Here is a 12,994-nt window from a genome sequence, read left to right as displayed (position 1 = left end):
CCATTTTACTTATGAAAGAGAGAAAGTACTCCCATGGAAAGTCCCTTACCTAAATGGGTACAGTTCCTGTTGCCGTTTCTGTCCATGGCCGCGTTTGCAATCATGTTTTGGCATTTGTGGTCTGATAGAACTGCCTCAGCGGGCACAGCAGCCGCGATAGCATTCGGCCTGTTGCTTTTCCGAATACTGCCAGATTTGGAGAGTATCCAAGTACTTGGGATGCAGGCCAAACTTCAAAAGCGTTTGGCGGAAGCAGACGACTTAATGAAGCGACTAAAGAGGATTACCGAAGCTCAGTCTAGACACACTGTATTCTCGCTTGCCTACTCTGGAAGGTGGGGAGGGATGCCCAAGGATGAAGAGCACGGCATGTACAAGAGAATAATCCAAGAACTCGAGTCTCAGAGTTTTGATGAAAAGGTTATCAATGAGATTGCAGCGCCATATCTGAGCATGGCATCGCGCGATCTATTGGCTGTTTTTACGAATGCTCTAACAGAAGTTTTAGGCGCGTACATGGTGGACTACAATAAGGCCATAACCGCACTAAAGCAGGCGTCAACTGGCGAAGAAAACTCTGCCAAGATACTGGAGCTGGAGCAAGCATTAGCAAGTTACCAAATCTCTATGATCTCAGAAGTATTCAACCAAAGTGACGACTGCAAAAATATACGTACTAAGGCGAATAGTTTGCTTGCCAAACTGTCACTTAATGACAGTGATCGAAGCAAGCTCGTCCAGCTTGTCGATGACGTGTCCAAACGAAGCAAAGAGATTTGGGAAAAACGAGATATTTCGGCTGAGACATTTGGATTCATTAGACAATACATAAAACGGACAACTGATATTTTTGAAATGCAATTCCCGGATGGCATTGCTGGTCCAGAATTGGAGTGATTGGAGTGTAAGTTATTGTTTTTAAAGTAAAAAATGGTAGCCCGTAGGGGAATCGAACCCCTCTTTCCAGGTTGAAAACCTGGCGTCCTAACCGATAGACGAACGGGCCACACTGGCTAACCTACGAAATCCCAAGGTTAGCCACAGCTAACCTATTGGAAAATAGGCGAAAATTCAAGCTGGTAGCCCGTAGGGGAATCGAACCCCTCTTTCCAGGTTGAAAACCTGGCGTCCTAACCGATAGACGAACGGGCCACAGCTGGCTTGTGGAGGGCCTTTTACGGTTTACCTAGCACCCCCGCAAGCCGAAAAACGCAGGGATGTGAAAGTTTTTTGGAGGCTCTGAAACCGCGATCAATTTGCCTCGGCGGCGTCCTCAAGCCTCAGCTGCACGCTCTGTCGGCCACCCCAGGTGTTGACCTCAAGCCGCCCGGCAAAATGGAACCGCGCACCGCCGTGATTGGACAGCTTGTCACCCATCGGGCCATCAAAGGCCCCAAAGGCGATGGCGTCCAATCCACCGCCCATGCCGTCGGACAGGGACAGTTTCAGATGGGTTTCACCGACACGTTTTGCAAACCGAACCTGCAGATCGGGCAGGGCATAGCGCGGGGCAGGGGCACTGGCCCCAAACGGACCTGCCTTTTCGATCTCTTCGATCAGATCCACCGTGGCCGCACCCGGCATCAGCGTGCCGTCCAGTTTCAGGTCGGCTGGGCCGCCGTCACCCGCGCCCTGTTTGGCCAGCAATTCACTTAGCCGCGCCATCGCTGGTTCCAACTGGTCGCGCATCACGGTCAGGCCCGCCGCCATCTTGTGGCCGCCGCCTTTGACCAACAGTCCTTCGGCTGCCAGCTTCTGGATTGAGGCCCCCAAATCGACGCCGGATATCGACCGGCCTGATCCTTTGCCCTCATCCCCGTCAAAGCCGATGACAATTGCGGGACGGTTGGCGTTTTCCTTCAGTCGCGACGCGACAATACCGACGACGCCGGGGTGCCAGCCTTCACCCGCTGCCCAAACCAGGGGCGCGTCCAGACCGCGGTCTTCGGCCTGATCCAGCGCGGCTGCGCGGACCGCGTTTTCGATATCGCGACGCTCGGTGTTCAGCTCGTCCAGCCGTTGCGATAGAGCCTCGGCCTCGGTTATCGAGTCGGTGCTGAGCAGGCGTGCGCCCAAATCGGCCTGGCCAATCCTGCCACCTGCATTCACCCGTGGCCCAAGCAGGAACCCCAGGTGATAACTGTTTGGCGCTGCATCCATCCGCGCCACGTCGGACAGTGCCACCAGACCCGGCCTTTGCCTTTGGGCCATGACCTTCAACCCCTGTCTCACCAGTGCCCGGTTTGCGCCGATCAGGGGGGCGACGTCGGCGACGGTTGCCAGGGCCACCAGATCGAGCAGGGAAATCAGGTCGGGGCTTTCGGCGCCGGCCTCACGCAACTGCCGCCCGGCTTCGACCAGCATCAGGAACACAACACCGGCGGCGCAGAGATAACCCAGGTCGCCGCTTTCATCCTGCCGGTTCGGGTTCACCACAGCGACACAATCAGGCAATGTCTCACCACCCAGATGGTGATCCAGGACGATGACATCGGCGTCTTTAGCAGCGGCAATAGGTTCGTGGCTGAGTGTGCCGCAATCGACGCAGATGATCAGGTCATGATTTGCAGCCAAAGCCTGCATGGCTGGTACATTAGGTCCATATCCTTCGTCGATCCTGTCAGGGACATAGAGCGTGGCCTTCAAGCCCATCTGCCGCAACCAGACCAGCAGCAAGGCGGCCGAGCTGCCGCCATCAACGTCATAATCTGCAAAAACGGCGATCCTCTGCCGGGCTTTGACCGCCGCCAGGAATCGTTTGGCGGCCGTTTCCATATCCCGCATAGAGCGCGGGTCTGGCAGCAGTTCTTTCAGTTTGGGATCCAGAAACCCCGGTGCTTCCATCGCCGGGACGCCACGCCGGGCCAGCACCTGACAGACCGCGCGGGGCAGGCCAGCCTGTTGCACCAGCATTTCGGTGGCGCGTTCCACGTCGGCTGTAGGGCCGACCCAGCGCCGCCCGGACAATGACTGTTCAACCCCTAGAAAGCTCATACCTTGCCTCTTATGTGCCAAGGCCGGACCCTCTCGGACCCGGCCTCTTCATCTTTGACAAATACTCTCGCCGAAGGCATCGGCGCAAGCTGTCATGCGTCGTCGTGCGGCCATGTCGGTGTACGATAGGACATGCGGCGTACCGAACCGGTTTTCGAACGCATCAGCAGCGTTGTTGTCTCAACCCAGCCTGGCTCGCGCTTGATGCGCGGCAGCAGAGAGCCGCCGGTGACGCCGGTCGCAGCAAAGATCACGTCCGCCGTCACCATCTCATCGCGGTCATAGACGCGGTCCAGATCGGCAATGCCGGCTTTGGCGGCGCGGCCGCGTTCGTCATCGTTGCGGAACAGCAGCCGACCATAGATCTGACCGCCCATGCATTTCAAAGCCGCTGCGGCCAGAACGCCCTCGGGGGCGCCACCCTGGCCCATATACATGTCGATGCCGGTCACTTCGCTTTCGGCGCAGTGCATGACACCAGCTACGTCGCCATCGGTGATCAGACGGATCGAGGCACCGGTTTCGCGCACTTCGGCAATCATCGCTTCGTGACGAGGACGTTCCAGAATGCAGACAGTGATGTCAGCAGGGGTGCAGTTCTTGGCCTTGGCCAGCGCTTCGACACGCTCGCGCGGGGTCATGTCCAGATTGACGACACCCTCGGGATAACCCGGCCCAACAGCCAGCTTGTCCATATAGACGTCGGGCGCGTGCAGCATTGAACCGCGGGGGCCCATGGCGATCACGGTCAACGCGTTGGGCATGTCCTTGGCGGTCAGCGTGGTGCCTTCCAGCGGATCCAGTGCGATATCCACGCCGGGGCCGTTGCCGGTGCCAACCTCTTCGCCAATGAACAGCATCGGCGCTTCGTCACGCTCGCCCTCACCGATGACCACGACACCCGCGATGTCCAGCAGGTTCAGCTGTTCGCGCATGGCATTCACCGCGGCCTGATCGGCGGCTTTTTCATCACCACGCCCAACCAGCGAGGCAGACGCAAGAGCGGCCTGTTCGGCAACCCGGGCAAGCCCCAGAGACAGCAGGCGGTCGTTGAAATCGGTTTTGGCAGCACTCATCTTGGGTATCCTCAGGTCAGTAAAGGCGTTGTGTTCGGCATAGCCTGCGCCTTGGGCAGGCTGCAAGAGTCAAACCTCTTCAATCCGCAATGCAACAGGTTCGCCGGAAACCACATCGGTCGCGCGGAACCCTTCCAGGGCAACGTCCAATGTGGCGCGTGTCGTCTTGTGTGTAACGATCAAAACAGGCGCGGTGCTTTCCGAGTGGCCGTATTGGCGCATCCTGTCGATCGACACACCAGCGTCGCCCAGAATTGCAGCCACTTTGGCCAGCGCTCCGGGTTTGTCGAACAGGGCAAGACGCAGGTAATAGGGGGCTGGCAGGCCGGTTATAGCCGGGGTCGCCTCTTGCAGAGAAGTCGCAGGGCGGCCAAAGGTCGAGATTTGCAGCCCTCGGGCCAGATCGCATACATCGCCCATCACCGCACTGGCAGTTGGGCCTTCGCCCGCGCCGGGACCGCGCAAGACAACCTGATCAACCGCGTCGCCTTCGATCACGACCATGTTGGTGCCGCCTTCCAACTGACCCAGGGCGGATGCACTGGGCACCAGACAGGGTTGCATGCGTTGTTCAAGACCGCGCGCGGATCTTTGCGCCACGCCCAGCAGTTTGATCCGATAACCCATGTCGGCGGCCTGATGAATGTCATCCAGGCTGATGTGCTGAATGCCCTCGATCTGTATTCCGTCGAAATTCGGTTTGGTGCCAAAAGCAATCGAGGACAGTAGTGCCAGCTTATGCGCTGCGTCGATCCCGCCCACGTCCAGGTTGGGGTCAGCTTCCAGATATCCCAGCTGCGCACATTCCTCGAACAGCGCGTTGTAACCTAGCTCCTGTGACTGCATCCGGGTCAGGATGTAATTACAGGTGCCATTCATCACGCCCATGACGCGCGTGATCTCGTTACCGGCCAGCCCTTCGGTCAGGGATTTGATCACCGGGATTCCACCCGCAACGGCAGCTTCGAACCGGATGACACGACCGGTGGCTTCGGCCTGTTCGGCCAGATCCTGACCGTGAATGGCCAGCAAGGCTTTGTTCGCTGTGACCACGTCCTTGCCGCTGGCCAGCGCCGCCTCGACCGAGGCTTTGGCGGGGCCGTTTTCACCGCCCATCAGTTCGACGAACACATCGATGTCGTCGCGTTTAGCCAGCGCCACCGGGTCGGTTTCCCAGACGTAATCGGACAGGTTCACGCCGCGATCTTTGGCTGCGTCCCGTGCTGATACAGCAGTGATCACTATCGGTCGGCCGGTGCGCGCCTGCAGCAGATCGGCATGGCGGCGGACGATTTTCACGACACCCACACCTACGGTTCCCAAGCCCGCAATTCCCAGCCGCAGCGCCTGTGTCATCCCGTGGGTTCCTTTCCGCTCGAATTCCCGTTGTTCAGGCTGTGCGCCCGTTTAGCGCTGCCTTACCGGGTTCGGGCCAGGGGTGCAATGCGTCGCGGTCCAGGACGGGGCTGTGAATTTGCCGGCTGTCAGTCGATTTCCACATTTTGCAATTCTTCTGACTTCTTCTGCAGCGCCTCGCGCCGCGCAAGAAGGTCTTCTTCGACCTCTGCCGCCTCGTTCACAGGGTCGATTGGGGGGCCGAGGTTTTCCTGCAATGGAATAAGCTTGGGATAGCGCGCGGATTTGACATCGGGCTGCTCCCGGCCTTCAAGTTCGGGGAAATTCGTGCATCCCGCACAGGCAAGAAACAGGATCAGCAAAGGCAGGGGCTTCATGCGCAACCTTTCAAGGACAATTGCAACCGTGATGCACCTTTTGCCCATTTGGTTCAAGCGGGGTTCTATCTGAACAGACGTTCAGATACGGTGTGGCCATGGCACGTACTCAGGGTTCTCATTCCGACATCACCGGCCCGCGCATCCGCGAAGCGGCGTTGGCATTGTTCGCACGCCATGGGTATGCGGCGGTGTCCATGCGCCAGATAGCAGCCGAGGTCGGTGTGCAGGCCGGGGCGCTTTATAATTACACGCCGGATAAACAGAGCCTTCTGTTCCGTCTGATGTACGAACATATGCAGGATCTGATTGCAGCCTACGCAGATCAGGACCAAACCGAAGACGCGGCCGAGGCGTTGCGCCAGTTTGTTGGATTTCACATACGCTTTCACCTGCAGCGCCCGGACGAAGTGTTCATCGCCTATATGGAGTTGCGTAATCTGTCGTCCGATAACTTCGCCCAAATTGAGGCGCTGCGCCGGACCTATGAAAACGCGCTGGAGGCTATTTTGCGCAAAGGGCAGGCGGCGGGCGCGTTTGACATCGCAGACACCAAGATCGCCACGCTCGCCGTGATTGCCATGCTGAACGGCGTGATGACCTGGTATCGGGCAGGCGGACGGTTGTCGCTGGACGAAGTCGAACAGGCGTATTGGGACATGGTGCACCGGTCTGTGACGGCCTGATTCAGTGGTACGGCACGTGCCTAGTGTGCGGGGCGAATGAACGTACCGTTTCGCAGCTCGCTGAAGGCTTGTTCAAGCTCGGCCCTTGTATTCATGACAATGGGGCCATGCCACGCCACCGGCTCATCAATTGGCGCGCCGGAGATCAGCAAGAACCGTACCCCGTCGGGGCCGGCTTGAACGGTGATCTCATCCCCTGTGCCAAAGCGCACAAGGGTTCTGTCGCCGGACATGTCGCGGATATTGACCTCTTGCCCGGCCACTTCCTTCTCAAGAAGAACGCCAGCGGGTTGTGATGCATCTGCAAAGGCGGCTTGTCCCTGGAAAACATAGGCAAAGGCGCGTCGGTAGGTGTCGATCCGAAAGGTCTTTTTAACCCCAGCCGGAACCTCGATGTCCAGGTATTGCGGGTCAGCTGCAATACCGTCTACGGGGCCAGTCTTGCCCCAAAACTGCCCCACGATCACGCGCACTGTGGTGCCGTCGTCGTCGGTGATCTCAGGTATCTCTTTGCTTTGGACATCCTGATATCGGGGCGCTGTCATTTTCTGATCTGACGGAAGATTGCCCCACAATTGAAACCCATGCATTTGACCCGACAGGTTTCCCTTCGGCATCTCCTGATGCAGAATGCCGGACCCGGCTGTCATCCACTGAACATCCCCCGCACCCAACGTCCCGCTATTGCCCAGCGAATCCGAATGCTCAACCGTTCCGGCCAGCACATACGTGATCGTTTCAATGCCGCGATGAGGGTGCCATGGAAATCCCGCCTGATAGTCCTGCGGTTGATCGTTCCGGAAATCATCGAACAGCAAAAACGGGTCCAACTCGGACGGGTCCTGAAACCCAAAGGCACGATGCAGTTTAACGCCTGCGCCTTCACGTGTGGGAACGGATTTCCGGGTTTCCAGGGTGGGTCTTAGGGACATTGTGGCCTCCTGCAGCAATGGGTCAGATGTAACCTGTGCACAGGATGCGTCAATTCGCAGGAATGAACGAGGAATGTGCGAAAACCCGCAGTCACTTTCGCCTCTGTCTTTCCCGGTGCAAAGCCGCTAAACCCGGTTGAAAAAAGCAGGGGATACGCATGCAACAGGAAGTTCTGGCAACTATCAAAGCCTCAGGCCCCAGACGCTGGCTGGGTGTTGGCATGCTGAGTGTCGTCGGTGGTCTGTCGATCTTTGTCGCACTGGCCAACCCGCCAGAACCGCAATGGGTGCTGTTCCTGCTTGTGGTTGGGGCTGCTGCGTTCTGGCTTGCGTATCGTATGTGGAGCGCGACCAACGAGTGGATTGAGTTGACCGAAACCGAGCTCAGAACCGGGGCAGGGCATCTTATCGCCAATGTTGAAGATATTGAGACCGTGGATCGCGGCGTCTTTGCGTTCAAACCGTCGAACGGATTTCTCGTAAAGACTCGCAGCAGCGCAAGGTATCACTGGGCGCCTGGCCTGTGGTGGCGACTGGGGCGACGAATTGGAATCGGCGGCATGACGGCAGCCGCCGAAAACAAGTTTATGTCAGAAATTCTCTCTGCAATGATTGCTAGCAGGACGTAACGGACACGTCTGCTGCAATTTCGTTAGTGAAACGCGGCCGCGTGAATACGAAGTTGGTAAAGACTTTGTCTCTTGCAACCCATCCATCACTCAGGATCGTTTCAAACACCGGTTCGTAATCGTTTGATGTCTCGACAATAATCAAAGTATCCTGATTGGGCATGGGCGGAAGATTGTCGCGCATGTTTCCAATGTTGGCGTTGGTCCAGATTGCACCGTATCCGCACTGTGTCGACCACCGAACGTAGTGGCGATCATCATCCTCATCAAACACAACCAGCGTTACACGCAATTTCAGTTCGCTGTTATTGCTCACCATCCGCTGCATGAGTTCATGCAATGACTCGATGTAAGTATCTGTAATCTGTTGTGTTTCACGCGAAATCAAGTCACCAACAGTGTAGGCGGCCTTTAGATTAGAGGCGCTTTGACGAAATCCGTCGAAAAAGGTGAAGGCGCCGGTTATGGTCCAAACCAACATCGGAAAGATTATGACAGCGTCCACGGTCATCATCCCGCGTTCATTACGCGAAAACGAGCCCAAGCGCCGGCGGATTCTTGAAAACAATCGCATGTTTTATGGCTCCTGAACGAAGGCAGTTGTCGAAGTTAGTGCGATCTGACCGGTCTCATCAACCAAAGCGCGCCCCATTGCCGAAGTTGGAAAAACGGGGTCGACTCTTGCACAGGCGCGCAAGATCATCAGTTCGTTTGATGCACCATTGCTGAATTCACGAACCGGTTTTACTTCTTCGGAATTGTCTGTGCAGTCAGCCTCGGCAGGCAGGTTCACACCTACAAACGCGTCTTGGATGATCATTTCCAGTTGTAGATTAGATGAGCAGTCCCTGATCACTGCCGCCTTTTCACAGATCGAAGCTTTGATCTCATCATGAGTGGGGTTAGCGCCCGTACCCAGGCGAATATCACGCACCGTCCGGTCCACTGAATGCTCCAGCATCGCCTGCTGCATGGTCACCAGTGAGTATTCCATTGCGCTGAGGATAAAGAACATGAACACCGGGAAAATGATCACGAACTCCACGGTCACCGCGCCGTTTTCCTTGCGCTTAAAACGCACCACTTTACCCAGGAGTTTGCGGATCATTGCGTCAACCTCAGCTTTTTGATCGAGGACGCGATGGATTCGAAAGCGTCTTCAAGTTCGTCACCGTCGACGTCGTAGACATGGCTGATCGAGCTTGCGCAATCAACGATTGTGTTCAGACCGCTTTGTGGGGCTTCAAAGGCGATACCATAGACGATCATGCCTTTGTCTTTGGCTGCACCGCAAATATTCGAGGTGCGCGAGTTCTTGGTTCCGGAACCTGTGCTTCTGTACACGTCACGATACCAATTCTGAACGTAGTTGCTTTCGAAATAGTAGTTGTTGACGGCATTCCAGTACACGGATGCCCGGTTGTACAGTTGAGGATAAGTAAGGCGGGTTGCCTCACCAGGCTCGTTGTCGCCGTAAGCGTGGTTGGCATACTGGTTCTGCTGGGTCCAGAAAAAGCGATCAGGATTGGTGGACACGCGTACGCTATATTCGCCTTGCTTACCATTGTTGCGGACAAAGTCCGGGTTGAACCAAACATTCGACATGCCATCACGATACTCGGATTCAAGACGGTACTGCGAAGTATTCTGCCCATCGGTCATCACGATGACCACCTTCAGCACGTCCTCTTCATACGAGAGAGGGCGGTCGTTGAATTTGTTGGGAACAATGCCTTCTGTAGCCAATTCGCTGGTAATGGTGCGGAATTGAGGATCTAACATTGCCGAACCCCATTTCATACCAATATCGATCGACGTGTTTCCGTTCGGCGTCAACGCGTCGATTTGATCATGCAGATCATCAATATCGTCGGTCAATGCCGTGATCTCACTACCTGAACGTACCGGACAAACAGGGGCCGAGATTGGGTTTTCCGAATTTGTGAAAACGTCAAAATGGCCGGTTCTTTGCAGAACGGTCGACGGGCTCAGCGCAGCGCTGTTGAACTGGCTGGAAGTGAAGTTCACGCAATGGGAATAATTGTGTTCGGAAGAAACGTTGTCAAACTTGTCCAGAATGTTTGCACCAGCGTTGACCTGAGTTGCGTATGGAATAATGGAAATCGAAATTGTGTCTTCTTCCGTCTTATCCAGCATGTCCGTTACAAATTCTTTCGCCGCTTCACGCAAAGTCGCAATCTTGGAAACCCCAGGCGTTGCCGAAGCGCGGCTCATTGAGCCGGACATATCCAGAACCATCGAAATTTCGATGAAGCCTATAGACTCTTCCGCGGTGCTTGCCGCATTGGCCGTCAACTCGGGAACTCCGGCAAAGCTCATGAAGTGAGTATCGACAACAACTACGGCCGTTGCCGAAACAATCCTGGATCCCAGTCTTTCCTGAACGGTAATCGTGTCCAGCTTGTCGCTGAGCCCGGCCTTGTCGAGATAGGCTTCCACTACGTCGCGAGGTGGCAGTTTCTGATCAAGGTCAGCTGCCGCAAGAACAGCACGGTCCAGTGTGGACTGGAGGTTCGCCCTGTCGCGTTCGAAATTCATGATGTCGACGCCGATACCGGTCGTGGCAAAGATTACCAGGAACCCCATTAAGACGAATATCGTAAAATTCCCGTCTTCGCTCTTTGTGAACCGTCGGGACATGGATACACTGTCTTTAATTTTCTTCGTACCGTTCTTTAATACGCGCCTTACCATCCTGGTGACCTCGCTGAGCAGACATCCAACACTGCTAAGGAAAAGTTAACACTAGGAAATTAACGCCGAATCGTGGCGGGAATTGGGCGATATAGCCCTGGTTCCGGTGTCTTTGCTGGTATTTGAAGGATAATTTTACGGTCTTTGACCCGTCTGTCCCTGTTTCCGCTACAATAGCGAAGGTAAGCCCGAAATATGGCGACTCAGCTGCCGCCGGAAAGTTTTCTGCGACTTTTGCGCTTTTATTTCTGCATAATTATTGATCGTTTACTCATTGGGTGCGACAAAACGTCAGGACGCAAGTCGTTCGCTGGCACGGAGGATTAAATGACGGCCATAAAAGAACCCAGCTTTCGCGAGAGTGTAGATCTCATGTTCAACAGAGCGGCGTCTCTGATGGATCTGCCCCCGGGGCTGGAAGAAAAAATCCGGGTCTGCAACGCCACCTACACGGTGCGGTTCGGCGTTCGCCTACGTGGAGAGATCCACACATTCACAGGATATCGATCCGTTCATTCCGAGCATATGGAGCCGGTCAAAGGGGGTATTCGATATGCCCTTGCAGTGAACCAGGACGAGGTTGAGGCGCTGGCAGCGCTGATGACTTACAAATGCGCGCTGGTCGAAACACCTTTTGGCGGCTCAAAAGGGGGGCTGTGTATTGATCCTCGCAAATATGAAGAGCATGAGCTGGAACAGATCACCCGTCGTTTCGCTTATGAGCTGGCCAAGCGTGACCTGATCAACCCGTCTCAGAACGTACCTGCCCCGGATATGGGCACGGGCGAACGTGAGATGGCCTGGATGGCCGACCAATACGCGCGAATGAACACGACGGATATCAACGCGCGGGCCTGCGTTACCGGCAAGCCGCTGAATGCGGGTGGCATCGCCGGACGGGTCGAAGCGACTGGCCGGGGCATCCAATACGCTCTGCGCGAGTTTTTCCGGCACCCCGAGGATGTCAAAAAGGCGGGTCTGTCAGGAAAACTGGATGGCAAGCGCGTGATCGTACAGGGGCTGGGCAATGTGGGATACCACGCGGCCAAATTCCTGAGCGAGGAAGACGGATCGCGGATTGTGGGAATCATCGAATGGGATGGCGCATTGTACAATCCCGACGGGATCGACGTTGAATCGGTGCGCCAGTGGATCGTGAAACATGGCGGCGTCAAAGACTATCCTGACGCCACTCACACGGCCGAAGGCGCTACGGTGATGGAGCAGGAATGTGAAATTCTTGTTCCGGCGGCGCTTGAGGGTGTCATCAATCTGACCAACGCGGACCGGATCAAGGCACCTTTGATCATCGAGGCGGCAAACGGACCTGTCACGGCAGGTGCGGATGAGGTCCTGCGCAAGAAGGGCACTGTAATCATTCCCGACATGTATGCAAATGCGGGCGGCGTGACAGTGTCTTACTTCGAGTGGGTCAAGAACCTGAGCCACATCCGCTTTGGCCGTATGCAACGCCGTCAGGAAGAGGCGCGCCACGAGTTGATCGTCAGCGAGTTGGAGCGGCTGGACCGTTACCTGGGGGATGCATGGTCAATGTCGCCGGACTTCAAGGCTAAATACCTTAGGGGTGCGGACGAGCTTGAGCTGGTGCGCTCTGGCCTCGATGACACCATGCGTATTGCATATCAGGCAATGCGCGAGGTTTGGCACAGCCGGGATGATGTCGAAGACCTGCGAACCGCAGCTTATATAGTGGCCGTCGACCGGGTCTCGAAAAGCTATCGCGCCAAGGGGCTTTAACCCATGGCCTTGCGGGCAGGCAGGTTACGGCCTGCTTGCCCGCGGTACCAATTGATCCCATGCGATGAAAAGTAAGATGGCAGGCCAGTTGTCATCTGGGTAAGCTGCCGCGACAGAAACGAATCCGGGAGACCCCCATGTTGCGTATCGCCATCGCGGCCATTGTTTTGGCCACACCTCTGGCTGCCGAAGAAACCAAAAAACAAAGCTGCCAGCATCAGGCGGATGTCGTTGCGGCGATTCAAAAAGCACGACTGGATCGTGTCAAGGAACGCAACGTGCCGCAGGCCGTTGCTGACACGTCCCCCACATGGCCAGAGAACTATAATGCAGCTGTGCCGCTGATCACCCCTTGGGTCTATGAGCAAAAAATGCGCGACGTACGCAAAAAAGACCTGGGCGCCGCGTGGTTGGAGCTTTGCCTGCAGCAATAATCCACAGCGACCTCATTTCTCTGTGGACAAACGCGCG

General features: G+C 56.1%; 13 protein-coding genes and 2 tRNA genes. 5 read left to right on the top strand and 10 right to left on the bottom strand.

The features are described from left to right. Window positions 1-33 precede the first annotated feature (33 nt). Window positions 34-897: a hypothetical protein gene (locus RUM8411_RS06455; RefSeq protein ID WP_085821859.1), complete on the top strand. Its 864-nt coding sequence runs from the start codon at window positions 34-36 to the stop codon at window positions 895-897. Between the two features lie 34 nt (window positions 898-931). Here the strand turns inward: RUM8411_RS06455 and RUM8411_RS06450 are convergent. The 6 genes from RUM8411_RS06450 to RUM8411_RS06425 form a co-directional block, all read right to left on the bottom strand. Next, a tRNA-Glu gene (locus tag RUM8411_RS06450) sits at window positions 932-1,006 on the bottom strand. A 71-nt stretch (window positions 1,007-1,077) separates the two neighbouring features. Continuing rightward, window positions 1,078-1,152, bottom strand: a tRNA-Glu gene (locus RUM8411_RS06445). Between the two features lie 99 nt (window positions 1,153-1,251). Next, window positions 1,252-2,994 (bottom strand): single-stranded-DNA-specific exonuclease RecJ, encoded by a 1,743-nt coding sequence (recJ, locus tag RUM8411_RS06440; RefSeq protein WP_085821858.1) that lies wholly within the window; start codon window positions 2,992-2,994, stop codon window positions 1,252-1,254. A 92-nt stretch (window positions 2,995-3,086) separates the two neighbouring features. Continuing rightward, on the bottom strand, window positions 3,087-4,070 hold the full coding sequence (glpX, locus tag RUM8411_RS06435; RefSeq protein WP_085821857.1) for a class II fructose-bisphosphatase: 984 nt from the start codon (window positions 4,068-4,070) through the stop codon (window positions 3,087-3,089). A 69-nt stretch (window positions 4,071-4,139) separates the two neighbouring features. Continuing rightward, window positions 4,140-5,426 (bottom strand): homoserine dehydrogenase, encoded by a 1,287-nt coding sequence (locus RUM8411_RS06430; protein ID WP_085821856.1) that lies wholly within the window; start codon window positions 5,424-5,426, stop codon window positions 4,140-4,142. Between the two features lie 128 nt (window positions 5,427-5,554). Then, the gene (locus tag RUM8411_RS06425; RefSeq protein ID WP_085822019.1) at window positions 5,555-5,803 is read right to left on the bottom strand and encodes a hypothetical protein; all 249 of its coding nucleotides are present in this window, start codon (window positions 5,801-5,803) and stop codon (window positions 5,555-5,557) included. 98 nt (window positions 5,804-5,901) lie between these two features. On the opposite strand from RUM8411_RS06425, the gene RUM8411_RS06420 reads away from it, so the two are divergent. After that, the gene (locus RUM8411_RS06420) at window positions 5,902-6,489 is read left to right on the top strand and encodes a TetR/AcrR family transcriptional regulator (protein ID WP_085821855.1); all 588 of its coding nucleotides are present in this window, start codon (window positions 5,902-5,904) and stop codon (window positions 6,487-6,489) included. Between the two features lie 20 nt (window positions 6,490-6,509). Here RUM8411_RS06420 and RUM8411_RS06415 read toward each other — a convergent pair whose 3' ends face one another. Next, complete coding sequence (locus RUM8411_RS06415; RefSeq protein ID WP_085821854.1) at window positions 6,510-7,421, bottom strand: pirin family protein; 912 nt, start codon at window positions 7,419-7,421, stop codon at window positions 6,510-6,512. 158 nt (window positions 7,422-7,579) lie between these two features. Here RUM8411_RS06415 and RUM8411_RS06410 point away from each other — a divergent pair, with 158 nt between their 5' ends. After that, window positions 7,580-8,050, top strand: coding sequence for a hypothetical protein (locus RUM8411_RS06410; RefSeq protein ID WP_085821853.1), 471 nt, complete (start codon window positions 7,580-7,582; stop codon window positions 8,048-8,050). Here the strand turns inward: RUM8411_RS06410 and RUM8411_RS06405 are convergent. From RUM8411_RS06405 to RUM8411_RS06395, 3 genes are read right to left on the bottom strand one after another with little or no spacing between them, the layout of a single operon-like run. Continuing rightward, the gene (locus RUM8411_RS06405) at window positions 8,037-8,624 is read right to left on the bottom strand and encodes a TadE/TadG family type IV pilus assembly protein (protein WP_085821852.1); all 588 of its coding nucleotides are present in this window, start codon (window positions 8,622-8,624) and stop codon (window positions 8,037-8,039) included. The genes RUM8411_RS06410 and RUM8411_RS06405 overlap by 14 nt on opposite strands. A 3-nt stretch (window positions 8,625-8,627) precedes the next feature. After that, on the bottom strand, window positions 8,628-9,158 hold the full coding sequence (locus RUM8411_RS06400) for a TadE/TadG family type IV pilus assembly protein (protein ID WP_085821851.1): 531 nt from the start codon (window positions 9,156-9,158) through the stop codon (window positions 8,628-8,630). After that, the gene (locus RUM8411_RS06395; protein ID WP_234995143.1) at window positions 9,155-10,711 is read right to left on the bottom strand and encodes a TadE/TadG family type IV pilus assembly protein; all 1,557 of its coding nucleotides are present in this window, start codon (window positions 10,709-10,711) and stop codon (window positions 9,155-9,157) included. The genes RUM8411_RS06400 and RUM8411_RS06395 overlap by 4 nt, the downstream gene beginning before the upstream one ends. Before the next feature lie 381 nt (window positions 10,712-11,092). On the opposite strand from RUM8411_RS06395, the gene RUM8411_RS06390 reads away from it, so the two are divergent. Both RUM8411_RS06390 and RUM8411_RS06385 read left to right on the top strand, forming a co-directional pair. After that, on the top strand, window positions 11,093-12,523 hold the full coding sequence (locus RUM8411_RS06390; RefSeq protein ID WP_085821849.1) for a Glu/Leu/Phe/Val family dehydrogenase: 1,431 nt from the start codon (window positions 11,093-11,095) through the stop codon (window positions 12,521-12,523). A 137-nt stretch (window positions 12,524-12,660) separates the two neighbouring features. After that, window positions 12,661-12,957, top strand: coding sequence for a hypothetical protein (locus tag RUM8411_RS06385; RefSeq protein WP_085821848.1), 297 nt, complete (start codon window positions 12,661-12,663; stop codon window positions 12,955-12,957). Window positions 12,958-12,994 lie beyond the last annotated feature (37 nt).

The organism is Ruegeria meonggei (assembly GCF_900172215.1).
Taxonomy (GTDB): Bacteria; Pseudomonadota; Alphaproteobacteria; order Rhodobacterales; family Rhodobacteraceae; genus Ruegeria; species Ruegeria meonggei.
This window is presented reverse-complemented; position numbering and strand designations above follow the sequence as displayed.

Coding starts and splice junctions, on each gene's coding strand:
- recJ (WP_085821858.1), bottom strand. CDS start 2,994: ATGAGCTTTCTAGGGGTTGAACAGTCATTGTCCGGGCGGCGCTGGGTC.
- RUM8411_RS06400 (WP_085821851.1), bottom strand. CDS start 9,158: ATGATCCGCAAACTCCTGGGTAAAGTGGTGCGTTTTAAGCGCAAGGAA.
- RUM8411_RS06395 (WP_234995143.1), bottom strand. CDS start 10,711: ATGTCCCGACGGTTCACAAAGAGCGAAGACGGGAATTTTACGATATTC.
- RUM8411_RS06415 (WP_085821854.1), bottom strand. CDS start 7,421: ATGTCCCTAAGACCCACCCTGGAAACCCGGAAATCCGTTCCCACACGT.
- RUM8411_RS06410 (WP_085821853.1), top strand. CDS start 7,580: ATGCAACAGGAAGTTCTGGCAACTATCAAAGCCTCAGGCCCCAGACGC.
- RUM8411_RS06385 (WP_085821848.1), top strand. CDS start 12,661: ATGTTGCGTATCGCCATCGCGGCCATTGTTTTGGCCACACCTCTGGCT.
- RUM8411_RS06390 (WP_085821849.1), top strand. CDS start 11,093: ATGACGGCCATAAAAGAACCCAGCTTTCGCGAGAGTGTAGATCTCATG.
- RUM8411_RS06455 (WP_085821859.1), top strand. CDS start 34: ATGGAAAGTCCCTTACCTAAATGGGTACAGTTCCTGTTGCCGTTTCTG.
- glpX (WP_085821857.1), bottom strand. CDS start 4,070: ATGAGTGCTGCCAAAACCGATTTCAACGACCGCCTGCTGTCTCTGGGG.
- RUM8411_RS06405 (WP_085821852.1), bottom strand. CDS start 8,624: ATGCGATTGTTTTCAAGAATCCGCCGGCGCTTGGGCTCGTTTTCGCGT.
- RUM8411_RS06430 (WP_085821856.1), bottom strand. CDS start 5,426: ATGACACAGGCGCTGCGGCTGGGAATTGCGGGCTTGGGAACCGTAGGT.
- RUM8411_RS06425 (WP_085822019.1), bottom strand. CDS start 5,803: ATGAAGCCCCTGCCTTTGCTGATCCTGTTTCTTGCCTGTGCGGGATGC.
- RUM8411_RS06420 (WP_085821855.1), top strand. CDS start 5,902: ATGGCACGTACTCAGGGTTCTCATTCCGACATCACCGGCCCGCGCATC.